Below are 21150 nucleotides of genomic sequence, written 5' to 3'. Positions count from 1 at the left end.
TCCTCTTAGAGCTTAAACGCCAGCAGCGCATCCTTGACCGCGATCGGCTTGGGGATCAGTTTCAGGCCCGCGAACGCATCCGCCACCTTCTGCTGCGCGGCGATCACTTCCGGCGTGACATGCTTCACCCCGTAGGCGTAGCGCGACGCGGCCAGTTCCACCACGCCCGTATCCAGGCCGGTCTGCCCGGCCAGGATGGCGGCCACTTCCTTCTGGTTCTTCAGGCCCCACTCGTCCACCTTGGCCAGCTCCTCGATCACGATGCGGACGATCTCCGGATTCTTCTCGGCATACGGCCGCGCCGCCAGGTAGAACTGGTGGTTCGCCACCAGGCCCTGCCCGTCCACCAGCACGCGCGCGCCCAGCTGCTTCTCGGCCGCAGCCAGGAAGGGGTCCCAGATCGCCCAGGCGTCCACGCTGCCGCGCTCGAAGGCGGCGCGGGCGTCGGCCGGCGGCAGGAACACCACTTCCACATCCTTGTAGGCCAGGCCGGCTTTTTCCAGCGCCTTCACCAGCAGAAAGTGCACATTCGAACCCTTGTTCAGGGCGATCTTCTTGCCTTTCAGTTCGGCCAGATTCCGCACCTTGGAGTCCTTGGGCACCACGATCGCCTCGCTGGCAGGCGACGGCGGCTCATTGCCGATATAAACCAGATTGGCGCCGGCGGCCTGCGCGAAAATCGGCGGCGCTTCGCCTACCGTGCCGAAGTCGATGCTGCCCACGTTCAGGCCTTCCAGCAGCACGGGGCCGGCCGGGAACTCGGTCCATTTCACGTCGATGCCTTTGGCCGCCAGGCGCTTCTCCAGCGTGCCGCGCCCTTTCAGCAGCGTGAGCGTGCCGTATTTCTGGTAGCCGATGCGCAGCACCGGCTTGGCCTGCGCCTGGGCGATGCCAGGCAAGGCGGAGGCGGCCACCCCGGCGGCGCCGGCGAACAGCAGGCCGAGGGTGCGGCGGCGCGCATCGCGCTTGTTTAGTGGATGATTCATTTGCTTTCCTTCATATGCGTTCATTCTTTACGCGGCCTGGGTGGCTGCCGTGTATGGATAGTCCTGCAGCGAACGCACCGGGGCGCCGTTCGTGATGTGTACGCCGTGCGTGGCTGGCGAGGCGGCAACGGCATTGGTGCGCAGCTTGGCCAGCGGCGCCAGGGCCGTGACCACTTCATCCACTCCCGCCGCAACACGGCTGGCGATAGGCGGCGCCAGCGCGAGGCCTTCTTCCTCATGCCAGACCAGCTGCTGGCTGGTGGCGAATATGCTGGTCAGCACCTGCCGCGCGGCCAGCGCATGCAGCACTGGGCGCAGCGCGTAGTCCAGCGCCAGCATGTGCGACTGCGTGCCGCCGGTGGCGATAGGCAGTACGACCTTGCCCGCCAGCCCGTCCTGCGGCAGCAGGTCCAGGAAGGCCTTCAGCACGCCGGAATAAGCGGCCTTGTACACCGGCGTCGCGATAACGATGGCCTGCGCGGAAGCGACCGCCTCGATGGCGCGCTTGATGGCCGCGTCCTCAAAATCCGCATGCAGCAAAGCCTGCGCGGGCAAGTCGCGGACATGCAAACGCTGCAGCGTATGCCCATGCAGCGCCAGCTTGTCGCCGATGTGCAGCAGCAAGCGGCTGGAACTGGATGGAATGGAAGGACTGCCGCCAAGAAGTAGGATGCTCATTTTTCTCCCCGTGATAAGTGTTGGTTTTTCAGCAGATTAAGTGCGTCCGCCTGAAAGCAGAACGAATTGTTTTACGCATCGATATCTGATTTTCGGCGCATGACATTTCCGTATATGGAAAGCCGTATTTCTTCGTGTACGGGGCGGGAAAGCGGGTGCGATACTGGTTCGCATCATCATCACTGGAATTCGTATCATGGACGAAGACTTCTTCGCCGAAGACCCCATCGCCGTCGCCTCTGCGCTGGCCGCGCGCCTGGCCGGAAACGCCGTTGAGCGCGACCGCGCAGGCGGCCACGCCGCCGCAGAACGTGAATGGATACGCGATTCGGGCCTGCTCACGCTGTCCATCCCCACCGAATACGGCGGCCAGGGCGGCAGCTGGAGCAAGGTCTATCAGGTCATCCGCATCCTGGCGCGCGCCGACAGCGCACTGGCCCACGTCTTCGGCTTCCACCACCTGCAGCTGGCGGGCATCCTTTTATACGGCAGCGCCCAGCAGCAGCGCCGCCTGCTGACCGAGACCGTGGAACAGCGCCTGTTCTGGGGCAATGCGCTTAACCCGCTGGACAAGCGCACCACGGCGGCTGATGCGCGCAACGGCTTTGAGCTGAACGGCCTGAAAAGCTTTGCCTCCGGCTCCGTGGGTTCGGACTGGCTCACGCTGTCCGCCTGGCACGCGCCCACGCAAAGCGCGCTGATCGCCGTGCTGCCCACGCGCCAGGAAGGCATACGCGTGCAGGCCGACTGGGACGCGTTCGGCCAGCGCCAGACCGACAGCGGCAGCGTCTCCTTCAACGGCGTGCGCCTGCCGTCCGAGCTGGTGCTGCAAGCGCCGGGCCAGGCGCCCACGCCGCGCGCCACGCTGCGTTCGCAAGTGGCGCAGCTCATCATGGCCAACCTGTATCTCGGCATAGGCGAAGGCGCGTTCGAAGCGGCGCGCGCCTACACCAGCGACGAAGCGCGGCCCTGGTTCCAGTCCGGCGTGCCGGCGGCCAGCGACGATCCGCTGGTGCAGCACCGCTACGGCCAGCTATGGACGCTGCTGCGGCCCGCGCAAGTGCTGGCTGACTTTGCGGCGCAGGAGCTGGACCGCGTGTTTGCCCAGGGCGAGCATGTGAGCGCCCGCACGCGCGGCGAACTGGCGGTGGCCGTCGCGGAAGCCAAGGTGCTGGCACACAAGGCGGGCATTGAGATCAGCAGCCAGCTGTTCGAGCTGACCGGCGCCCGTTCCACCTCGGCCAAGTACGGCTTCGACCGCTACTGGCGCAACGTGCGCGTGCATACCCTGCACGACCCGATTGATTACAAATACCGCGACCTGGGGCGCTACGCGCTGCAAGGCACGCTGCCCGAACCCACTGCATATTCCTGAATGACGGTAGTTAAATGACGATAAGCACACCAGTCCCTCGCGCGCCGCTGATACAAATCCGTGGCGCAAGCAAAACGTTCGCCCTTCCCAAGGGCGGACAGTTCCACGCCGTCAAAAACGTGTCGCTGGAAGTGCGCGAGGGTGAAATATTCGGCCTGATAGGCAAGAGCGGCGCAGGCAAGTCCACCCTGCTGCGCCTGATTAACCTGCTGGAGCAGCCGGACAGCGGCAGCGTGACGGTCGACGGCCGCGAGCTGACCGCCCTCGGCAAGCGCGAGCTGCGAGCGGCGCGGCAGAACATCGGCATGATCTTCCAGCAATTCAACCTGCTGCAGAACGCCAGCGTGTCCGACAACGTGGCCTTCCCCCTGCGCATCCACGGCGGCCGCAGCAAGGAGCAGATCGCCGCGCGCGTGCGCGACTGCCTGGAGCTGGTTGAGCTGGGCGGCAAGGCGGACAGCTACCCGGCTCAGCTGTCCGGCGGGCAGAAGCAGCGCGTGGCGATTGCGCGTGCGCTGGCCAGCGGGCCTGCCGTGCTGCTGTGCGACGAGCCCACCTCCGCGCTGGACGCCGAAACCACGCGCGCGCTGCTGGCCACGCTCAAGGACATCAACCAGCGGCTGGACGTCACCATCGTCATCGTCAGCCACGAGCTGTCCGTGCTGGACGCAATCTGCGACCGCGTGGCCGTGATCGAGGACGGCGCCATCGCCGAGGAATTCGCGCTTACAGGCGGCGAAGTGCGCAAGACCGCGCTGGGCCGCGAACTGGCGAGCCTCCGCCCTGCCTCGGCCACAGCTGCCGCCACCGCTGCTGCTACTGCCGCCGCTGCATCCCGCGAGGAGACCGTCCATGCTTGAAAAATTCATCTCCCTGCTGCCCGAGCTCTGGACCGCGCTGGGCCAGACGCTGACCATGCTGGGCATAGGCCTGTCCGCCGCCGTGCTGATAGGCGGCCCGCTGGGCGTGCTGCTATTCCTGGTGGCCGACGGCCAGTCGCTGCAGAACAAGCCTGCCTCCCTGGTGCTGGGCTGGATCGTCAACACCGTGCGCTCTTTCCCCTTCATCATCCTGCTGGTGGCGCTGGTGCCGCTCACGCGGATTATCGCGGGCACTTCAATCGGCCCGCTGGCGGCCGCCGTGCCGCTGTCCATCGCCGCCATCCCCTATTTCGCCCGCATGGTCGAACAGGCGCTGCGCGAAGTGCCGCGCGGCGTGATTGAAGCGGCGCACGCCATGGGCGCGTCCGAACTGCAGATCGTGCTGCGCGTGCTGCTGGTGGAAGCCCGCTCCGGCCTGGTGCTGGCGCTCACCGTGCTCTCCATCAGCTTCCTGTCCTACTCCGCCGTGGCCGGCGTGGTGGGCGGCGGCGGCATCGGCGACCTCGCCATCCGCTACGGCTACTACCGCTTCGAGACCGACGTCATGATCGCCACCGTCGCCGTGCTCATCGCCATCGTCCAAACCATCCAGTTCACCGGCAACCGCATCGCCAGCCGCCTGGACAAACGCTAACTTCACAAGGACTATCCCATGCCATCACTGCACCACGCCCGCCGCCGCACCTTCGTCCTGCGCGCCCTCAGCGCCACCGCCATTGCTGCGGCCAGCCTCGCCATCGGCCTCGTTGCGGGGCTCGCGTCGGCGCCCGCCAACGCCAAAGACCCGAAAGAACTGGTGATAGGCACCAGCGCCGGCCCCTACGCCGACCAGATCAAGCTGGGCATCAAGCCCATCCTCGAAAAGCAGGGCTACAAGGTCAAGCTGGTGGAATTCAACGACTACGTGCAGCCCAATTTCGCGCTGGCCGAAGGCTCGCTGGACGCCAACGTATTCCAGCACATCATCTACCTGAAGAAGTTCGCCAGCGAACACAAACTGGCGCTGAGCGAACTGGTGACGATACCCACCGCCCCCATCGCCATCTACAGCAAGAAGCACAAAACGCTGGCCGACGCCAAAGAAGGCACCACCGTCGCCCTGCCCAACGACCCGGCCAACCAGGCCCGCGCGCTGGTGCTGCTGGACCAGCTGGGCTGGGTGAAGCTGCGCGCCGGCACCGACCCTATCCGCGCGTCGGAAAAAGACATCGCCACCAACACCAGGAAGATCAAGCTGGTGCCGCTGGAAGCCGCGCAGCTGCCGCGCTCCCTGCAGGACACGGACTACTCCTTCGTCAACGGCAATTACGCGCTGGCCTCGGGCCTGAAACTGAGCGAAGCGCTGGTGACGGAGAAGATCTCTCCCAACTACATCAACCTGGTGGCGATACGCACGGCAGACAAGAACAAGCAGTTCGCCAAGGACCTCGAAGCGGCCTACCGCTCGCGCGAATTCCTGGCCGTGACGAACAAGCACTTTGCGGACTACTCCAAGACCGACTACCAGCTGGCGCTCGAGGCCAAATGAGCAGGAGGATACGCTTCAACGCCTTCCAGATGAACACGGTGGGCCACCAGTCGCCCGGCCTGTGGACGCACCCGCGCGACACCAGCCACCGCTACACCGATCCTGAGCACTGGACCGAGCTGGCGCGGCTGCTGGAAGCGGGCCGTTTCGACGCCGTCTTCCTGGCCGACGTGCTGGGCGTGTACGACGTCTACCAGGGCAGCGTGGAGGCGGCGCTGAAGCACGCGGTGCAAGTGCCGCTGAACGACCCGCTCGCGCTGGTGCCGCTGATGGCGCAAGCCACCGAGCACCTGGGCTTCGGCGTCACCTGCGCGCTGACCTACGAGCATCCCTACACCTTTGCGCGCCGCATGTCCACGCTGGACCATTTGACGCGCGGCCGCATGGGCTGGAACATCGTCACCGGTTACCTGGACAGCGCCGCGCGCAACCTGGGCCTGGAGCGCCAGCTCGGCCACGACGAACGCTACGACCTGGCCGACGAGTACATGGAAGTGGTGGGCAAGCTGTGGGAGCAAAGCTGGGAAGACGGCGCGGTGGTGAACGACAAGCAGCGCGGCGTCTATATCGACCCGGCGAAGGTGCACGCCATAGCCCACGAAGGCCGCTACTACAAGGTTCCCGGCATCCACCTGTGCGCGCCGTCGCCGCAGCGCACGCCGGTGCTGTTCCAGGCCGGCACCTCCAAGCGCGGCACCGCTTTCGCGGCGCAGCACGCGGAAGTGACCTTCGTCAGCGGCCCAAGCAAGGCCGTGGTGGCGAAATACGTGGACGACTTGCGCAGCGCCGCCGTGGCGGCGGGCCGCAAGCCGGAAGGGCTGCTGATCTACGCGCAGGCGCTGATCATCACCGGCGCCAGCGAGGAGGAAGCCTGGGCCAAGCACGAGGAATACCGCAGCCATATCGACATCGAAGCGGCACTCGCGCTGCTATCCGGCTGGACCGGCGTGGACTTCAGCGCCTATCCGCTGGACGCCACCATAGACTATATGGACTCGCAGGCCGGACGCTCGGCGCTGGCCTCCTTCAGCCAGGCGGACCCGGACCGCACGTGGACCGTGCGCCAGGCGGCCGAATTCATCGGCCTGGGCGGACGCGGCCCGGTACTGGTGGGAGATGCGGCCCAGGTGGCGGACCAGCTGGAAGCCTGGCTGGACGAAACCGGCATAGACGGCTTCAACCTGGCCTTCGCCGTCGCGCATGAATCGATGCGCGACGTGGTGGACTATGTGGTCCCCGAACTTCAGCGCCGGGGGCGCTACCAGCGCGACTACGCGCCGGGAACGCTGCGGGAAAAACTGACCGGGCAGCCGCGCAGGGAGGCCGCCCGGTGCGCCTAGCGGCAGTCGTTGCGCATCTGCGCCTGCGACACATTGCTGTTGGCCGGCACGCTTTGCGTGAGCCACACATTGCCGCCTATGGTGGAACCGGCGCCTATGGTGATGCGGCCCAGGATGGTGGCGCCGGCGTAGATCACCACGTCGTCCTCCACGATAGGGTGGCGCGGCGTGCCCTTGATGAGTACACCGCTGGCGTCCGCCGGGAAGCGCTTGGCGCCCAAGGTAACGTGCTGGTACAGCCGCACGCCCTGCCCCAGGATGGCGGTTTCGCCGATCACCACGCCGGTGCCGTGGTCAATGAAGAAGCTGGCGCCGATCTGCGCGGCGGGGTGGATGTCCACGCCCGTCTTGGAGTGCGCGATGTCGCAGATCAGGCGCGCGATGAAGGGCGCGCCCAGCTGGTGCAGCAAATGCGCCAGCCGGTAATGCAGGATGGCGATGGTGCCCGGATAGCACAGCATGATCTCGGCAATCGAGGTCGCCGCCGGGTCACCCGCGAAGGCGGCCTGCACGTCCGACACCAGCAGCGCGCGCACTGCCGGCAGCCCGGCCGCGAATTCGCGCGTGATGTTGTTGGCCTGCTCGGTCAGCGCGTCCTCGTTGCCGTCGGCCGGCTGCGTGGTGAACTGCAGGCCGCGCCGCACCTGCTCGGTGAGGCGGTTCAGCGTGGTGTTCAGCGTATCGCCGACAAAGTAGTCGATACTCTCGTCGGTCAGGTTCGGGCGGCCGTAATGCGTGGGGAACAGCACGGCGGACAGGCCGTTGACGATGGTGGTCAGCGCCTCGCGCGACGGCAGCTCGCGCACGCGGCCCTGGTGGCGGATGTTGTGCGTGGCTTCGCGCGAAATGCGCAGCTGCTCGATCACCGGCCCCAAATTCCAGTGCGCAGGGCGCACGCCGGTGCCGTCATAGGTATCGATAGTCATGGAATCTCAAAAAAAACAATGTTATGGCGTAGAAGCTTAATCAGCGGCCCGCGCAAAGCGAAGGAATAAATTCGGCATACCATATGCGAAATCCGCATATCGATATGCCGTTAGCCACCCGCCCGGCAGAAGCGCGGCGCGTGGCGTAAAATACCGCTCCAGGTAACAATAACGCATCCATGAATATTCTGCTGACACTGCTGCTGGCCGGCCTCACCATGGTCGGTCCGCTCGCCATCGACACCTATCTTCCGTCCTTCCCCGCCATCGCCCTGGCCTTTAACGCGAGCCCCATCGCCATCCAGCAGACCCTCAGCCTGTTCCTGTTCTGCTTCGCCTTCATGATGCTGTTCTACGGCACCATGTCCGACTCCTTCGGCCGCCGGCCCGTCATCCTGGTGTCGCTGGTGATCTACATCGCCGCGTCCATCGTCGCGGCGCTGGCGCCGTCCTTCGGCGTGCTGCTGGCCTGCCGCGTGCTGCAAGGGCTCTCGGCCGGCGCTGGCATGGTGGTCAGCCGCGCCATCGTGCAGGACCGCTTCTCGGGCGCCGAGGCGCAAAAAATCATGTCGCACGTGATGATGGTGTTCGGCCTGGCGCCGGCCATCGCACCCATCCTGGGCGGCTGGCTGCAAGTGTCCTTCGGCTGGCGCTCCATTTTCTGGTTCCTGACCGGCTTCGGCATCCTGATGTACTTCGCCGTGCTGCGCCTGCTGCCGGAAAGCCTGCCCAAGCAGGACCGCCATCCCTTCCACGGCGGCCTTATCGCGGCCAACTACTGGAAAGTGCTGTGCCACCGCCAGTTCCTGCTGCTGTCCATCAGCGTGGGCATGGCTTTTGGCGGCTTTGCGCTCTACATCGGCTCGGCCGCCTACTTCGTGATGCACATCCTGCATTTGCCGGAGACCGCATTCGCCTGGCTGTTCTTCCCGCTGATCAGCGGCTCGGTGGTGGGTTCCGGCCTGTCCGGCAAGCTGGCCAAGCGCTATTCGCAGAACGCGCAGATCTGGTGGAGCTACGCCATCATGGGCGCGGCGGGCGCGGCCAATATGGCCTACAACCACTACTTCGCGGCGGAAGTGCCGTGGGCCGTGCTGCCGCTGTTCGTGTACTCGTTCGCGCTGGCCATCGCCATGCCGCCGATGACGCTGATCGCATTGAACCACTTCCCCAACAACAGCGGGCTGGCTTCGTCCATGCAGTCGTTCATCCAGATGATTTTGTTCGCGCTGATCTCGGGCGTGGTGGCGCCGCTGCTGTTCGACAGCGCCTACAAACTGGCCTGCGGCGTGATGGGCGGGCTGGTGATCAGTTTCGCCGCCTGGGTGGCGGCGCACGGCATCAAGGCCAAGGCGCCGGAGTAACGTCTACATACTGCGCGCCGCCCTGCTCCGGCTCGGGTTCGCCGGACTGCGGCAGGCGCGCATGCGCCGGCTGGCCCAGCGCCAGGATTTCCTTGCGCGCCTCCACGAAGTCGGACGTGGAAAGCGGATGCTCCGCGTCCGGCCAGTTGGCGATGGCCCAGTCCTGCACCGCCTCAAAACGCTGCCAGACCTCGTTCACAAACTGCCGCCGCTGCTGCTCGTCCATATCAATTCTCCATGCCCGTTGCGATGAGGCCAGTATAAGCCCGCACCCGGCGCCGCGCCGCACGCATGGCGCAATCAAGCCACAGGCCGGATCACATACACGCAGCGCCGCGCGCCCGACAGCAAATGCTCCGCGCGCTCAACCTGGCAGGCGTCGCCGAGCACGCGCTGGAACACCTGCAGCTCCGACCTGCAAAACCCCTGGCAACTGGTGGCCGCCGCGCAGATAGGGCAATGGTTCTCGATCAGCAGCAAACTCCCGTCCTGCTGAACCTCGGTCTCCGCCATATACCCTTCCGCATCGCGCGCGCGGGCCAGCGCCTCCACGCGCCCGGCCAGCGCATCGGCCGGCGCCGGCGGCGCAACCGCATCCAGCGCTGCCCTGTAGACCGCCTCGCTCTCCCGCTCCCGCGCCGCGATCAGCTTATCCATGCCCTCCTCGCCAAACAGCGAGCGCACCTGCTGGATCATCTGCAGCGTCAGGTCCGCGTGCCGGTCCGGGAAGCGCGCATGGCCCGCCTCGGTCAGATGCCAGCGGCGCGACGGCCGTCCCACCTTGTCCGCCACGTCCTCAAACGCAACCAGCCCCTTCTCCTGCGCCGACTCCAGCTGGCGGCGCGCGCCCATGGAAGTCAGGTCCAGCAGCTCGGCCAGCTTCTGCGCGGTTTGCGGGCCACGCGTCTTGAGCAGGAAAAGTACATTGTCGGCAGTGTTCATTCGGGTGATTTAGTCAAAGTCATCGGAGCAGCCAGGGGCAGGCGCAAGCGCCACGCCTGCAGTTGCCAGGCTGCCGCAGCGCTCAGCGCGGCGCCCAGCAGCAGCACAAGGCGGGTGTCGATCAGCGTAAGCACCGCCCCCGCAAGCGCCATCAGTATATTCGCCAGACAGAAAGTAGTCGACAACAGTCCCATAACCGCGCCCTGCCCATGCGCGCCGAAGCGGTCCGACGCCCAGTTCTGCACCACCGCGTTGTAGAAGGAATTCGGCAAGCCAAACAGCACTATCCCCACCATGCCCACCCACAGGTTCCCCAGCGCCACCAGCGCCACCGCGCAAGCGATGCCGAACGCATGCAAGGAAGCGCGCTTGAGCGGCGCCGTGGCGCTGGGCCGGCCGGAGAACAGCGAAGACAGCGTCATCAAGCCGCACAGGCCCACGTTGATGGCGGCGATGCCCTGCGCGTCGTAGCGCCCCACCTCCACCAGCCACAGCGGATAGAACTCGTAGAACGCCGTCACGCCGCAGGTCACGGCCAGCTGGAGCTTGAACAGCGTGCGCAGCTCCGTGTGCTTGAGCAGATTCAGTGAATGGCGGTCGCGCGCCACCTGCCACCAGGACGTGGTGAGCGTGGACGGCGCCTCGCGCGGCAGCACCGCCATCACCACCAGCGCCACGGCCAGCAGCGCGCCGGCGGCGATCCAGAACGGCACGGTCAGGCCAAAGCCCACCGTCAAGCCGCCCAGCAGCGGCCCGGCCAGCCAGCCGAAGTGGAAAGCGCCATTCAGCCAGCCGATGGCGCGGTTGCGCAGCGTGCCCTCCAGCCGCTCGGCCAGCATGGCCCGCGCCACCGCGCCGTTCCCTTCCAGCAGGCCGGTGGCGAAGCGGGCCGCCAGGAACAAGGGATAGGACTCCAGCAGCATGGCGCCCGCCGTCAATGCATGGCCGAGGGCGGCGCCCAGGCCGGTGGCCAGCAGCACGGGACGGCGGCCGTAGCGGTCCGACAGCGCGCCCAGCACGGTGGAGCCGATCAGCAGCCCGAGCGGGTTGATCATCACCGCCACGCTGAACAGCAGCTTGGGCGGCAGCCCCAGGAACTGGTTCAGGCCGGACTCGGCGCCGGACGCGAACAGCGGCGGCAAAATCGGATACGGAAGCGAGGCCCCGATGGTGGACAACAGGGCCAGCAGGCAGGCGGCGGCGATCAGTAGCGCATTTTTCATGATGAATCTCAGATTGCTAGAGTTCCATCAATATACCGGCGCCGCCCAGATAAGTAAACTTTTATGTTTATTTATCTGTGGGGTCCTGGTGCGCGGTGAAGAAGCCGACCAGGCTCTGCGGTGCGCCCATGCCGAAGCACACCTCGAAGACTTCGCGCGCGCCCGCAGCCGCCGCCTTGGCGCGGGGAAACAGCGCCTGCTCGTAAGCGGCAAGCGCGGCCTCCAGCTGTCCCGGGTTGGCCGCGATGGCCTGCCCCAGTTCCGCGCCGTCCACCATGGCCAGGTTGGCGCCGTCGCCGGCTGGCGCCATCACGTGCGCAGCGTCGCCGAGCAGCGTTACGCCCGGCACGCGGTCCCACTTGTGCCGTTCCGGAAGCGCATGGATAGGACGCGGCACCGGCGCGGTATCGCTGTCCGTGATGAGCGACTTCAGCTCCGGCGCCCAGTCCTCGAATTCCGCCGCGATACGGGACTTTGCAACGGCAGCATCATCAAAGTCAATCTGCGCTATCCATTCCAGCGGCTTATTCAAGGCGAGGTAAGCATGCAGCACGCCATCCGGCTCGCGGTGCGTAAAAATGCCCTGCCCCGGCGCCAGCGCAAACCCGGCCCCGCTGCCCGCCGCCTGCGCGCTCGGCTGGTGGCGATTGTCCGCATCGAAAAGCCAGGTCTCGATAAAGGTAAAACCGGTATAGGCGGGCTTGGCCCCGGACAGCAGCGGACGCACCCTGGACCAGGCGCCATCCGCGCCCACCAGCAGCTTCGTGGTGGTTGCAAAGCCGTCGCTGAACACGAGTTCATGGCGCCCGCCGCCCAGCGGGGTGACGGCCGCGAGCTTGCGGCCCCATTGCACCGTCCCCTCGGGCAGCGACTCGAGCAGGATGCGCCGCAGCTCGCCACGCGGGACTTCCGGCCGCCCGCCGGTGCCATCGTCCCCCATCTCGTGCAGCAGCTTGCCGTGCTTGTCCAGCACCCGCGTGGCCTGCCCGCCGTGATGAATGATGCTGGTGAACTCGTCGAACAGGCCGGCCGCCTTGAGCGCCAACTGGCCGTCGTGCTCGTGGATGTCCAGCATGCCGCCCTGGGAGCGCGCTTCCGGCGAAGCGTCCGCCTCGTAGACCGTCGCCGCAATCCCGTTCACATGCAGCACGCGGGCCAGCATCAGCCCGCCCAGTCCTGCTCCTATGATGCTGATTGTTGTCATTTTGATCCTTTTGGAAAGTTATGGAACGTCGTTCCATAGATATTGCGGCAAGCCTCCAGGCATGTCAAGATGCGGCATGATCAAGAACACACGCCGCACCCAGCGCGGAGAAGCCTCGCTCTCGCGAGACAGCATCATCGAACAATCCATCGCGCTGCTGGACAGCAGCGGCGAAAGCGGCCTGACGTTCCGCGCCCTCTCCGAACAGCTGGGCACCGGCGCCGGCGCCATCTACTGGCACGTGGCCAACAAAGGCGACCTGCTGAACGCCGCCTGCGACAGCATCATCGCGCAGGCAATGGCCGCCGCCGTGGACGGCGCCACGCCCAGAGAAAAAATCCGTGCAGCCGGCCTCGCCATTTTCGACGCCATCGACGCCCATCCGTGGGTGGGCGCCGAGCTGGCGCGCAGCCCCGGCAAAATGCCCATGGTGCGCATCCTGGAAGGCATAGGCCGGCAAGTCGGCGCGCTCGGCGTGCCGGACCGCGCCCTGTGGCAGACCGCGTCCGCGCTGCTGCACTACATTCTGGGCGTGGCTGGGCAAAACGCTGCCAACGCGCAATTCGCCCGCGAACACGAGGCGGACCGGACGGACTTCCTGGGCGCTGTGGCCGACGAATGGTCGCAGCTCGACGCCGCCGAATACACCTTCACACGCAGCATGGCCGCCCATCTGCGCGACCACGACGACCGCAGCGATTTCCTCGCAGGGATAGACCTGATACTCGCTGGAATAGCGCCAGCGCTGTGACAATGTGTGAGCCTTTGCGGTACCGAAAGCGCTTATAGTTGCCGCATGAAAATTTTCCTGCCTTTCCTGCTAGCGCTGTCCGCCCTGCCCGCGCAGGCCGAGATATACAAATGGACGGATGCCAACGGCAAAATCCACTATTCCGACCGCCCGCAGGACGGCGTCGACGCAAAAGTCCAGCCGCTGTCAGGCGTACAAGCCACCTCATCTACCGCCGCAGCAAGAGATGCCTGGCGCGAACGCGAGCAGGCTTCCCGCAAAAATTGGCTGCGGCAGACCGCATCGGAACGCCGCGCATCCAGCCAGGAAGAAGCCGCCAAGGCCACGCAGCAGCCATACAACCCGAGTGCCCACCGCTCTAACAACGCGATGAGCGACGAAGAATTGTGCACGCGCGATCGCCAGCAGATTGAGTTTGCGGAGAAGACCAAGCAACTGAGCATCACCCACGGCGGCAACTCGCCGCGCCGATTGACAGAAGCACAGCGCCAGGAAGTCATCCTCGAACGCAAAGCCAACCACGCGCTGACCTGCGGCAGCGGCAGGCGCCGCTAGCGGACCGGCCAAGATGCAAGAGCGGGCATGCTATTTTTGCTCTATTTTTTATTGATTTATAAAGCGACAATACGGATATGAAGAAATTCTTTGGGGCTGGTACAGGTGCTGCAATCGGCACCCTGATTTATACTTATTTTTTGAGTAGCAGCCACGATCTTGACTGGTACCGCGCAGCGTTTGTTGGTGTTTTCAGCGGTGTGTGCATGGCGGCATGGCCTCAAAAAAAGAAGCACTGACCCGTCAGAGCCTAAAAAATCTGACCGCCTCTACGAAACGTCAACGTCGGGGCGGCTTCGGCACACCCATGACAATTCTCTCTGGGTTCTTGCCGAGTTTCAGCGCTCTTTAGTCTTGGTGGAGAACGAGGATACTGAAGTGCGTGAACATTTCGGTACCGAACTCGAATTAATAATGGACGTTCTCGGAATTGAAAGCTCAGATGGTCTGCTCGCCGCCTATTTGGGCGGCCTTTAAAGGAGTTCGACCAGAAGCAGCCTCCTGACGAATGGAATTTCTTTGATTTTCTACAACTTACATTTGGGCATCTTATGAAAGCTCTTAAGTCCTCCTTAGCGATGATTCTAGCCATCGCTTTTTCTGGTTGCATGACCACGCAAAAACTACCGGCGGCCTCCGGGGAAGTTGACACGTCCTGCTCGACGTCTCCGGGCGGCGCATGTTACGCGGGACCTGGAGGACCAGCATATGCCGGTCCGGGTGGCCCAATGTATGCGGGGCCAGGTGGTCCGCTATACGCAGGTCCAGGCGGCCCACGAGATTCAGGGCCAGGAGGCGTCTGTTATCGGGGACCAGGCGGGGCCTGCAACGCTACGATAGCGGTGAATCAACAATGTCCAGCAATTTGCAAACAGTAGTGCCGTTCACGCGAACTATGCACATCAGTTGCCGCGCCCGAATTGTCACGTATATATTCGGCCGAGTGCGGCCAAGATCTGTCATTGAAATTTTGTGAGAAAGCTGGTGCGCATATGAAAAATTGTTTTGCCACGATTTTTTTGATGGCCACGTTAGCGGTACCGGACCGTGTGTGCGCTGGCTCAGGTTCCGATGCGCTAAAAGAAGCCGCAAACACGCCAGGCTTTCAGCCTAAGGCTGGCATAGTGCCCGATGCACAGACGGCTATCGCAATAGCGATTGCAGTTTGGAACCCGGTCTATGGCGAGAAAATGATAGCGTCAGAGAGGCCTTTTCAAGCGGCGCTTAATAATGGTCAGTGGACCATCACTGGTAGCGTTCCATCAGGTGGGGTCGGTGGTGTGGCTACTGCCGTAATATCAAAAAGAGACGGACGCGTTATTAAACTTTATCATACTAAATGACTTGATTCCGCAACAATGAGTAGACTCTCCGTTGCGGTGAAGTTCTCACAAGACGTTCGACTCACTACCGAATCGGCCAAAACCCGACCAGGTAATTTTGAGTACCAAGCTCGCCGCTGAGTTCGTCAGTAAAAACGTAATAAAACCAAAAACCCCAATAATGAATTCATTGCACCAATTTAGCTTTAAATACCACGTCGGCAACGAAATATTGAGGGAAACCGTGCGCCATTTGTTTACGCTTGCCATTCTGATTTTCATTTGCACTCCACCTGCGTCTGCCCAAACAAATATACCAGTGCGGCAAGGAAACTTTATTGTTCGACTCTACATGGACACGTGTGTAAAGTATCCCGGGAAGAATTCGGATATATCCAGCTATGCTAAAGATAATAAATTTGTGCGAGCTAACGCGGAATTTTCAAAAGCTGTGTTAAAGGGAAAAGAGGGTGAGGTTTGGGGAATTCCGAATGCGATTGGCCAATTCATTATAGTTCTTACAGGAGAGAGCCATTGCGCTGCTTGGGCTAGAAATGCTGACGTCAAAACGGTAAACGATGGTTTTGAAAAATTCATGAAACATTTGCATGACCAAGGCTTGAATGTGAAGCCACAGGCCGACCAAATCCTTAGCGGTGCCGGAGGAAAATATAGGCAATTAGGATATTTTGTACAAAAGCATGGAACGCCGTACGGTTTACTCATGTTATCAACAACTACGGATTCATCTACAGCTGAAATACAAGTCCGACTAACCTCTGCCGTAAGCACGCCGTAGTGACGAGCATCCGCCGTTTGCCTATTCGATCGGTATCGAACAGTCGCTCGGCATGCCGGAACTGATTGTCATCGGCCTCAAGTCAAACGTTGCCTGCAGCGCCATCAACGAATGCTATCGACAAATGAAGGAGTGCGGGGTGATCGCTCCGGGGGCACGCATCGCAGGTCTGCTCGGCGGCGATTTCGAGTGCGTCATCGGCGCAGCGACCTCCGAGCAAGTTGCCGACTACATGCACTGGGCGAGCTGGCTGTACAAGGGCCGGCCGTTTCGAGCTTATCAGATCATTTGGCCAAGCACTCCCGGCGTATTTCCATGGGATCCGGGTGCCAGCGATTGGCTTGTCGCGCGCCAGCCTCTGCTGGCATGACAACCGGAGCGACACTTCGATTGAGGTCCGGTTCGGAGCTGAAGCCGCCAGCCATAACGTGCAACGTGTAAGATGCAATTGAGCTACTACAACTTCAATAAGGATCCACCGCATGCGCATCGGCACGTTACCCGGCAATTTCCTGATCGCGATCGCCGTGCTGGCTTCGGCTCTGGATAGCGCACGAGCCCGCGCTGAAGAACCTGGTATCCAGGCTCCCAACGTCGTCGTTATCTCGCCGACGATGGTGACTTCAGGCCAACCGACTGCGGCATCCCTTGCCCAGCTGGGAAGCCAAGGCTTCCAAGCCGTCATCTACCTCGCGCCGCCCACGGTCTCCGACGCTGTTGCCGACGAGGCGAACATCGTCCGCCGCCAGGGCCTGGAGTTCGTGAACATCCCCATCGAATTCGGCGAACCCACCGAAGCCGACTTCGAGCAATTCGTCGCGGCGATGAAGCGGTTTCAGGGCCGCAAGGTGCTGATTCACTGCCAGGTCAATATGCGTGCATCCACCTTCACCTTCCTGTATCGCGTAACGCAAACGCACGAGGCGCCTGAACAGGCGTATCAAGCGGTAGCGCGGGTCTGGTCGCCACGAGGCGCGTGGAATCGGCTGCTGACGTCCCAGTTGAGCAAGGCGGGGATAGCGTTTGAACCGTACTAAGCCGATCCATTTAGAAGGAAATACTTTGAAGCAGAACGTCATTGTCGTCAGCGACAACGCAGATCCCGAATTCGAAGAAGTTCTTGGCAAAGGCCTGGATGAGTTCAATCTCCAGGCAGCAGGCATAAACGACCGCCGTCCCCTGTGCGTGATGGTGCGAGATCCAGACAACAACGAAGTCTTGGGAGGAATCGTCGGAAGAACGTCTCTTGGGCTGGCGTTTCTGGACTTGTTTCATCTCCCGGATTCTCTGCGTGGTTCGGGCCTGGGCACAAAAATCCTGCAAGCGTTCGAAGACGAAGCGCGCGGACGAGGCTGCCGCTCGGCAGTTCTCTACACCATCAGCTTCCAGGCGCCCGGGTTTTACGCAAAGAACGGATGGGTGAGTTTTGGCGAAATAGAGTCCGACCTGCATGGTATTAGCCGCATTTTCATGACGAAGCGTCTATAGTTCAACTAGGTCGACAAGCATGGGAGTGGCATTGGGTGCACATTGAGCAGGCTAACTACACCAAGGGGAGTTGTGATGAAACACAAATTCTTGCTGATTGGTACGCTGATCTCCGCCGCAGTCTTCGCACAGGAGCCGACGTCCTTCGAGGGCAAATGGCATTTTGAGTTCACCAGCGCAAATGGCTATGCCGTCGCCGGGACGCTGACCGTCCAGGGCCAGGGCGGGATCTGGGCCAGCAACGCCACCAGCAGAAACAATCCCTGCCTGGGCCGTCCCACTCCGATCACGGTACGAACGGCTTCCGCCGACAGTTTGGCTTTCGATATAAACGGTTCTAAAGTCATCAACGGCTGCCAGGACAACCAGGTGCAAGTGAAACGGATCGATGCCACCCACCTTGAGGGCACCATCGACCAGTCGGTCAAGATGAAACTAACGCGGGAATGACGCCGTCTCCACCGGGACGGTCGGCGGATCGCCCTCCCCCAGCATCATGTAGACCAGCAGCTTGGCCGGCTTGGTAGCGCTGGCGTTGCGCGACACTGCGTGCACGATCAGCGGCGTTTCGTACCAGGAGTCGCCCGCCTTGTAGGTCACGGGCTTGCCGTCGGCCAGTTGCGACACGACCTCGCCCTCCAGCACATAAGCGAACACCGAGCCCGGATGGCGGTGCGGGATGGAAGCCTGGCCCGGCGCATACGTCACCGTCAGCAGCACGCCGTGTTTGCCGACGGCGTCCGGCAGCGGCAGGCGCTGCAGGATGGCGCGGGCTTCCTTGCCGGTGGCGGCGTCCTGCGCGTCGTGCCCTTCGTGGGCGCTGGCGCCCAGCGTCAGGGACAGCGCGGCGACGGCTGCCGCCGCCACGATCAGGGTTTTGCGTAGCATGGCGGCGCTCCCTTACAGTGCCGGCATCTTGCGGAAGCCGATCGCCAGGCGGTTCCAGCCATTGATGGCGTTGATCGCCAGCGTCACCGCCACCATTTCGGAGGCGTTGAAGTGCTCCGCCAGTTCGGCATAAACCGCGTCCGGCGCGTGCGTGTCGGCGATGCGGGTGAGCGCTTCGGTCCAGGCCAGCGCGGCGCGTTCGCGGGCGGTGAAGAACGGGGTCTCCTGCCACACCACCAGGCCGCTCAGGCGGCGCTCGGTCTCGCCGGCCTTGCGCATGTCGCTGGTGTGCATGTCCACGCAGAAGGCGCAGCCGTTGATCTGCGACGAGCGCAGCTTGATCAGTTCAACCAGCGATGGCTCCAGGCCCAGTTTGCCGACCGCCACTTCCAGGGCGATCATGGCTTTCATTGCGTCCGGGTTGGCGGTGTAGAAATCGATGCGTGCGTTCATTTTGCTGCTCCTTCAATGTGTGGGTTAGTGAAGCCATTGTAGGAGGCCAAAGTCCCTGTGAAGGATGCCAATTCCGGGGAAATTGCGCAGGCCAAGAGTCCAATCCCTTGCCAAGCGGCGGGAATCCGGGCAGCCTTGCAAACCATGGAACTCCACATCGTTATTGAAGGCCGCAAGGACCTGGCCGGGCAGGTCTACCGCCAACTGTCGGACGCCATCCGCAGCGGGCGCCTGGCGGACGGCCAGCAGCTGCCCCCTTCCCGCCTGCTGGCCGAGCAGCTTGGGCTGTCGCGCAAGACCGTGTCCGAAGCCTATAGCCGCCTCACGCTGGACCAACTGGTGGTGGGCCGCGTGGGCGCGGGCAGCTTTGTGCAGGCGCCCGCCGCGCCGCGCCGTGGCAGCCTCGCCCCCGCCGCCCATTCCGGCCTGGCCAGTGCGGACATCGTGCGCAAATGGGACAGCATGGCCACGCCGCTGCGGCATCCGCTGCCGGAAGGCCGCTCGCGCTACGAATTCATCGGCGGCTGCGCCACGCCCGGCCACTTTCCCTTGGACGAATGGCGCCGCTGCGTCACCCACGCCCTGCGCCAGGACCCGGCGCTGCGCGGACGCTATTCGGAAGCAGAAGGCCTGCCGGTACTGCGCGAGGCCATCGCCCGCCACATCGCCTTTGCGCGCGGGGTGGTCTGCACGCCTGCAAACGTGGTGGTGACCAATGGCGCCCAGCAGGGACTGGATTTGCTGGGCCGCGTGCTGCTGGAACCGGGTTGCGTGGTGGCGGTTGAGGATCCCGGCTATCCGGCCGCGCGCGGCCTGTTCGCCAGCCAGGGCGCGCAGGTGGTGGGCATACCACTGGATGACGAAGGCATCATGGTGGACCGCATACCGGACGGCACGCGCCTGATCTACGTCACGCCCGCGCACCAGTTCCCGCTCGGCATGCCGATGAGCGTGGCCCGCCGCCGTGCCTTGCTGGCCCGCGCGCACGCCATCGGGGCCATCATTATCGAAGACGACTACGACAGCGAATTCCGCTACGAAGGCCGCCCCACGGACTCGCTGCAAAGCATGGATACGCAGGACATCGTGGTTTTCGTCGGCACGTTCTCGAAGGTCATGCTGCCCGAGCTCAGGCTGGGCTACCTGATCCTGCCGCAGCCCCTGCTCAACGCCGTCCTGACGGTCAAGCACCTGACGGACTGGCACACCAATACCATGAACCAGCACGCGCTGGCCAAGTTCATCGCAGACGGCTACCTGCAAAAGCACATCCGCCGCTGCCACGACATCTACGCCATGCGCCGCGAGCGGCTGCAAACGCTGTTCGCCGCTTTGCTGGCGCCGTGGTTCGAGCTGGTGCCGGCCGAGGCGGGCTTTCACCTGGCGGCGTTGTGCAAAGGTGCGGTGGACATAAACCTGCTGCTGCGCCTCGCGCGCCGCGCCGACGTGGGCATCTACTCGCTGGCCAACTTCTACGCCAGCGAACCGCCGCAGCACGGGCTGTTCCTCGGCTACGGCGCCATTGACACGCTGGACATCGAACCCGCCCTCACCAGGCTGCGGGACATACTCATTGAGATGGCATAGCTCAGCCGAACAGTGCGTCCGTGGGATGGGCGTAGCAGACGAAGTTGGCGCCGCGCGCGAAGGCCACCAGGGTCAGGCCGCATTCCTCGGCCAGCCGCACGGCGGCGGCGGTAGGCGCCGATATCGCCACCAGCGCGGACATGCGCGCCATGGCCGCCTTCTGCACCATTTCCACGCTGGCGCGGCTGGTGATGAGCGCAAAGCCGGTGGACGGGTCCACGCGGCGGCGGGCCATCATGCCGATCAGCTTATCGAGCGCGTTGTGGCGGCCCACGTCCTCGAACACGGCCTGCGGTTCGCCGTTCGGGGCGCACCAGGCGGCGGCATGGGTAGCGCCGGTCAAGCGCGCCAGCGGCTGCGCGCCGCCCAGCGCTTCCAGCGCAGCCCGAATGCCGGCCGCCGTCAGCACCTGGCCAGGCGCCAGCGCGGGCAAAGTGCGGTAGACCTGATCCAGGCTGTCCACGCCGCAAAGGCCGCAGCCGGTGCGCCCGCTCATGCTGCGCCGCCGCTCCTTGAGCTGTGCGAAGGCGCGCGCAGACACTTCCAGCTTCACGGTCACGCCCTCGCAGGCCTGTTCGATGTCGATGCCATAGCACTCGGCCGCGTCGTTCAGTATCCCTTCGGACAGCGAAAAGCCCAGCGCGAAGTCTTCCAGATCGGCGGGCGTGGCCATCATCACCGCGTGCGAGATGCCGTTGTACTCCAGCGCCACCGGCACTTCCTCGGCCAAGTCGTCCAAGCCATCCAGCCGCTCGCCGCGCGCAATCCGTCGCACGCTGTGGCGGGAAGATGTCGGCAATTCGGGGTCCAGAGTAGCGCTCATACCTCATCATGCCACAGAAATTCCGTAGGGCGGGTTA

Annotated in this window: 25 protein-coding genes and 1 pseudogene; 16 read left to right on the top strand and 10 right to left on the bottom strand. The window is 63.7% G+C overall.

Annotation, left to right across the window (positions count from 1 at the left end):
• Window positions 1-5 precede the first annotated feature (5 nt).
• The gene (locus AC07S4_RS01505; protein WP_494984913.1) at window positions 6-986 is read right to left on the bottom strand and encodes a sulfonate ABC transporter substrate-binding protein; all 981 of its coding nucleotides are present in this window, start codon (window positions 984-986) and stop codon (window positions 6-8) included.
• Window positions 987-1013: 27 nt separating this feature from the next.
• Window positions 1014-1664: an NADPH-dependent FMN reductase gene (gene ssuE, locus AC07S4_RS01500; RefSeq protein ID WP_494984912.1), complete on the bottom strand. Its 651-nt coding sequence runs from the start codon at window positions 1662-1664 to the stop codon at window positions 1014-1016.
• Window positions 1665-1860: 196 nt separating this feature from the next.
• On the opposite strand from ssuE, the gene AC07S4_RS01495 reads away from it, so the two are divergent.
• From AC07S4_RS01495 to AC07S4_RS01475, 5 genes are read left to right on the top strand one after another with little or no spacing between them, the layout of a single operon-like run.
• On the top strand, window positions 1861-3039 hold the full coding sequence (locus tag AC07S4_RS01495) for an acyl-CoA dehydrogenase family protein (RefSeq protein WP_494984911.1): 1179 nt from the start codon (window positions 1861-1863) through the stop codon (window positions 3037-3039).
• A gap of 14 nt (window positions 3040-3053) precedes the next feature.
• On the top strand, window positions 3054-3899 hold the full coding sequence (locus AC07S4_RS01490) for a methionine ABC transporter ATP-binding protein (protein WP_494984910.1): 846 nt from the start codon (window positions 3054-3056) through the stop codon (window positions 3897-3899).
• Entirely contained in the window at window positions 3892-4554 is a 663-nt protein-coding gene (locus AC07S4_RS01485; RefSeq protein WP_228893161.1) for a methionine ABC transporter permease, read from the top strand. Before AC07S4_RS01490 ends, AC07S4_RS01485 begins: the two co-directional genes overlap by 8 nt.
• Before the next feature lie 18 nt (window positions 4555-4572).
• Window positions 4573-5448 carry a MetQ/NlpA family ABC transporter substrate-binding protein gene (locus tag AC07S4_RS01480; protein ID WP_494984909.1) on the top strand — a complete coding sequence of 292 codons (876 nt, stop codon included), beginning with the start codon at window positions 4573-4575 and terminating at the stop codon, window positions 5446-5448.
• The gene (locus AC07S4_RS01475; protein ID WP_494984908.1) at window positions 5445-6788 is read left to right on the top strand and encodes an LLM class flavin-dependent oxidoreductase; all 1344 of its coding nucleotides are present in this window, start codon (window positions 5445-5447) and stop codon (window positions 6786-6788) included. Before AC07S4_RS01480 ends, AC07S4_RS01475 begins: the two co-directional genes overlap by 4 nt.
• On the opposite strand, the gene epsC is transcribed toward AC07S4_RS01475, so the two are convergent.
• On the bottom strand, window positions 6785-7714 hold the full coding sequence (gene epsC, locus AC07S4_RS01470; protein ID WP_494984907.1) for a serine O-acetyltransferase EpsC: 930 nt from the start codon (window positions 7712-7714) through the stop codon (window positions 6785-6787). The two genes, AC07S4_RS01475 and epsC, sit on opposite strands and share 4 nt — an antisense overlap.
• A 179-nt stretch (window positions 7715-7893) precedes the next feature.
• Here epsC and AC07S4_RS01465 point away from each other — a divergent pair, with 179 nt between their 5' ends.
• On the top strand, window positions 7894-9078 hold the full coding sequence (locus AC07S4_RS01465; RefSeq protein WP_494984906.1) for a multidrug effflux MFS transporter: 1185 nt from the start codon (window positions 7894-7896) through the stop codon (window positions 9076-9078).
• Here AC07S4_RS01465 and AC07S4_RS01460 read toward each other — a convergent pair.
• The 4 genes from AC07S4_RS01460 to AC07S4_RS01445 all read right to left on the bottom strand — a co-directional run bounded on the left by AC07S4_RS01460 (window position 9056) and on the right by AC07S4_RS01445 (window position 12447).
• Entirely contained in the window at window positions 9056-9304 is a 249-nt protein-coding gene (locus tag AC07S4_RS01460; RefSeq protein ID WP_494984905.1) for a hypothetical protein, read from the bottom strand. The genes AC07S4_RS01465 and AC07S4_RS01460 overlap by 23 nt on opposite strands.
• 74 nt (window positions 9305-9378) lie before the next feature.
• A complete protein-coding gene (locus AC07S4_RS01455) occupies window positions 9379-10020 on the bottom strand; it encodes a helix-turn-helix transcriptional regulator (RefSeq protein WP_494984904.1) in 642 nt (213 codons plus the stop codon).
• Window positions 10017-11243 (bottom strand): MFS transporter, encoded by a 1227-nt coding sequence (locus tag AC07S4_RS01450; RefSeq protein WP_494984903.1) that lies wholly within the window; start codon window positions 11241-11243, stop codon window positions 10017-10019. Before AC07S4_RS01450 ends, AC07S4_RS01455 begins: the two co-directional genes overlap by 4 nt.
• A 67-nt stretch (window positions 11244-11310) precedes the next feature.
• Window positions 11311-12447: an FAD-dependent oxidoreductase gene (locus AC07S4_RS01445; RefSeq protein WP_494984902.1), complete on the bottom strand. Its 1137-nt coding sequence runs from the start codon at window positions 12445-12447 to the stop codon at window positions 11311-11313.
• Between the two features lie 76 nt (window positions 12448-12523).
• Between AC07S4_RS01445 and AC07S4_RS01440 the strand changes: the two genes are divergently transcribed.
• The 9 genes and pseudogenes from AC07S4_RS01440 to AC07S4_RS01400 all read left to right on the top strand — a co-directional run bounded on the left by AC07S4_RS01440 (window position 12524) and on the right by AC07S4_RS01400 (window position 17812).
• Window positions 12524-13198, top strand: coding sequence for a TetR/AcrR family transcriptional regulator (locus AC07S4_RS01440; protein ID WP_494984901.1), 675 nt, complete (start codon window positions 12524-12526; stop codon window positions 13196-13198).
• Window positions 13199-13243: 45 nt separating this feature from the next.
• The gene (locus AC07S4_RS01435; RefSeq protein WP_494984900.1) at window positions 13244-13753 is read left to right on the top strand and encodes a DUF4124 domain-containing protein; all 510 of its coding nucleotides are present in this window, start codon (window positions 13244-13246) and stop codon (window positions 13751-13753) included.
• 159 nt (window positions 13754-13912) lie between these two features.
• The gene (locus AC07S4_RS01430) at window positions 13913-14230 is read left to right on the top strand and encodes a hypothetical protein (RefSeq protein ID WP_494984899.1); all 318 of its coding nucleotides are present in this window, start codon (window positions 13913-13915) and stop codon (window positions 14228-14230) included.
• Window positions 14231-14715: 485 nt separating this feature from the next.
• Entirely contained in the window at window positions 14716-15096 is a 381-nt protein-coding gene (locus tag AC07S4_RS01425) for an NTF2 fold immunity protein (protein ID WP_494984898.1), read from the top strand.
• A 97-nt stretch (window positions 15097-15193) separates the two neighbouring features.
• Window positions 15194-15874, top strand: a complete 681-nt coding sequence (locus AC07S4_RS01420) for an NMCC_0638 family (lipo)protein (RefSeq protein WP_494984897.1) — start codon at window positions 15194-15196, stop codon at window positions 15872-15874.
• Between the two features lie 10 nt (window positions 15875-15884).
• Window positions 15885-16244 (top strand): annotated as a pseudogene (locus tag AC07S4_RS01415) (DUF4262 domain-containing protein); the annotation flags it as partial.
• Window positions 16245-16356: 112 nt separating this feature from the next.
• A complete protein-coding gene (locus tag AC07S4_RS01410; protein ID WP_494984896.1) occupies window positions 16357-16911 on the top strand; it encodes a protein tyrosine phosphatase family protein in 555 nt (184 codons plus the stop codon).
• A gap of 25 nt (window positions 16912-16936) precedes the next feature.
• Complete coding sequence (locus AC07S4_RS01405; protein WP_494984895.1) at window positions 16937-17362, top strand: GNAT family N-acetyltransferase; 426 nt, start codon at window positions 16937-16939, stop codon at window positions 17360-17362.
• A 75-nt stretch (window positions 17363-17437) separates the two neighbouring features.
• The gene (locus AC07S4_RS01400) at window positions 17438-17812 is read left to right on the top strand and encodes a hypothetical protein (RefSeq protein WP_494984894.1); all 375 of its coding nucleotides are present in this window, start codon (window positions 17438-17440) and stop codon (window positions 17810-17812) included.
• On the opposite strand, the gene AC07S4_RS01395 is transcribed toward AC07S4_RS01400, so the two are convergent.
• Both AC07S4_RS01395 and AC07S4_RS01390 read right to left on the bottom strand, forming a co-directional pair.
• Window positions 17798-18250 (bottom strand): cupin domain-containing protein, encoded by a 453-nt coding sequence (locus tag AC07S4_RS01395; RefSeq protein WP_494984893.1) that lies wholly within the window; start codon window positions 18248-18250, stop codon window positions 17798-17800. The two genes, AC07S4_RS01400 and AC07S4_RS01395, sit on opposite strands and share 15 nt — an antisense overlap.
• A 12-nt stretch (window positions 18251-18262) precedes the next feature.
• Window positions 18263-18703, bottom strand: a complete 441-nt coding sequence (locus AC07S4_RS01390; RefSeq protein WP_161070696.1) for a carboxymuconolactone decarboxylase family protein — start codon at window positions 18701-18703, stop codon at window positions 18263-18265.
• Window positions 18704-18847: 144 nt separating this feature from the next.
• Here AC07S4_RS01390 and pdxR point away from each other — a divergent pair, with 144 nt between their 5' ends.
• The gene (gene pdxR, locus AC07S4_RS01385; RefSeq protein WP_494984892.1) at window positions 18848-20290 is read left to right on the top strand and encodes a MocR-like pyridoxine biosynthesis transcription factor PdxR; all 1443 of its coding nucleotides are present in this window, start codon (window positions 18848-18850) and stop codon (window positions 20288-20290) included.
• A 1-nt stretch (window position 20291) separates the two neighbouring features.
• Here the strand turns inward: pdxR and fdhD are convergent, their stop codons facing one another.
• Window positions 20292-21113 carry a formate dehydrogenase accessory sulfurtransferase FdhD gene (gene fdhD / locus AC07S4_RS01380; RefSeq protein WP_494984891.1) on the bottom strand — a complete coding sequence of 274 codons (822 nt, stop codon included), beginning with the start codon at window positions 21111-21113 and terminating at the stop codon, window positions 20292-20294.
• Between the last annotated feature and the right edge of the window lie 37 nt (window positions 21114-21150).

It is taken from the genome of Pseudoduganella sp. GW821-FHT05F09, assembly GCF_059419605.1.
Note: the sequence above shows the minus strand (reverse complement) of the source record. Positions and strands in the feature narration are given on the sequence as shown.

Excerpts from the sequence above, each read along its gene's own strand:
- AC07S4_RS01505 (WP_494984913.1), bottom strand. The coding sequence starts at position 986 with ATGAATCATCCACTAAACAAGCGCGATGCGCGCCGCCGCACCCTCGGC.
- ssuE (WP_494984912.1), bottom strand. The coding sequence starts at position 1,664 with ATGAGCATCCTACTTCTTGGCGGCAGTCCTTCCATTCCATCCAGTTCC.
- AC07S4_RS01495 (WP_494984911.1), top strand. The coding sequence starts at position 1,861 with ATGGACGAAGACTTCTTCGCCGAAGACCCCATCGCCGTCGCCTCTGCG.
- AC07S4_RS01490 (WP_494984910.1), top strand. The coding sequence starts at position 3,054 with ATGACGATAAGCACACCAGTCCCTCGCGCGCCGCTGATACAAATCCGT.
- AC07S4_RS01485 (WP_228893161.1), top strand. The coding sequence starts at position 3,892 with ATGCTTGAAAAATTCATCTCCCTGCTGCCCGAGCTCTGGACCGCGCTG.
- AC07S4_RS01480 (WP_494984909.1), top strand. The coding sequence starts at position 4,573 with ATGCCATCACTGCACCACGCCCGCCGCCGCACCTTCGTCCTGCGCGCC.
- AC07S4_RS01475 (WP_494984908.1), top strand. The coding sequence starts at position 5,445 with ATGAGCAGGAGGATACGCTTCAACGCCTTCCAGATGAACACGGTGGGC.
- epsC (WP_494984907.1), bottom strand. The coding sequence starts at position 7,714 with ATGACTATCGATACCTATGACGGCACCGGCGTGCGCCCTGCGCACTGG.
- AC07S4_RS01465 (WP_494984906.1), top strand. The coding sequence starts at position 7,894 with ATGAATATTCTGCTGACACTGCTGCTGGCCGGCCTCACCATGGTCGGT.
- AC07S4_RS01460 (WP_494984905.1), bottom strand. The coding sequence starts at position 9,304 with ATGGACGAGCAGCAGCGGCGGCAGTTTGTGAACGAGGTCTGGCAGCGT.
- AC07S4_RS01455 (WP_494984904.1), bottom strand. The coding sequence starts at position 10,020 with ATGAACACTGCCGACAATGTACTTTTCCTGCTCAAGACGCGTGGCCCG.
- AC07S4_RS01450 (WP_494984903.1), bottom strand. The coding sequence starts at position 11,243 with ATGAAAAATGCGCTACTGATCGCCGCCGCCTGCCTGCTGGCCCTGTTG.
- AC07S4_RS01445 (WP_494984902.1), bottom strand. The coding sequence starts at position 12,447 with ATGACAACAATCAGCATCATAGGAGCAGGACTGGGCGGGCTGATGCTG.
- AC07S4_RS01440 (WP_494984901.1), top strand. The coding sequence starts at position 12,524 with ATGATCAAGAACACACGCCGCACCCAGCGCGGAGAAGCCTCGCTCTCG.
- AC07S4_RS01435 (WP_494984900.1), top strand. The coding sequence starts at position 13,244 with ATGAAAATTTTCCTGCCTTTCCTGCTAGCGCTGTCCGCCCTGCCCGCG.
- AC07S4_RS01410 (WP_494984896.1), top strand. The coding sequence starts at position 16,357 with ATGCGCATCGGCACGTTACCCGGCAATTTCCTGATCGCGATCGCCGTG.
- AC07S4_RS01400 (WP_494984894.1), top strand. The coding sequence starts at position 17,438 with ATGAAACACAAATTCTTGCTGATTGGTACGCTGATCTCCGCCGCAGTC.
- AC07S4_RS01395 (WP_494984893.1), bottom strand. The coding sequence starts at position 18,250 with ATGCTACGCAAAACCCTGATCGTGGCGGCGGCAGCCGTCGCCGCGCTG.
- AC07S4_RS01390 (WP_161070696.1), bottom strand. The coding sequence starts at position 18,703 with ATGAACGCACGCATCGATTTCTACACCGCCAACCCGGACGCAATGAAA.
- pdxR (WP_494984892.1), top strand. The coding sequence starts at position 18,848 with ATGGAACTCCACATCGTTATTGAAGGCCGCAAGGACCTGGCCGGGCAG.
- fdhD (WP_494984891.1), bottom strand. The coding sequence starts at position 21,113 with ATGAGCGCTACTCTGGACCCCGAATTGCCGACATCTTCCCGCCACAGC.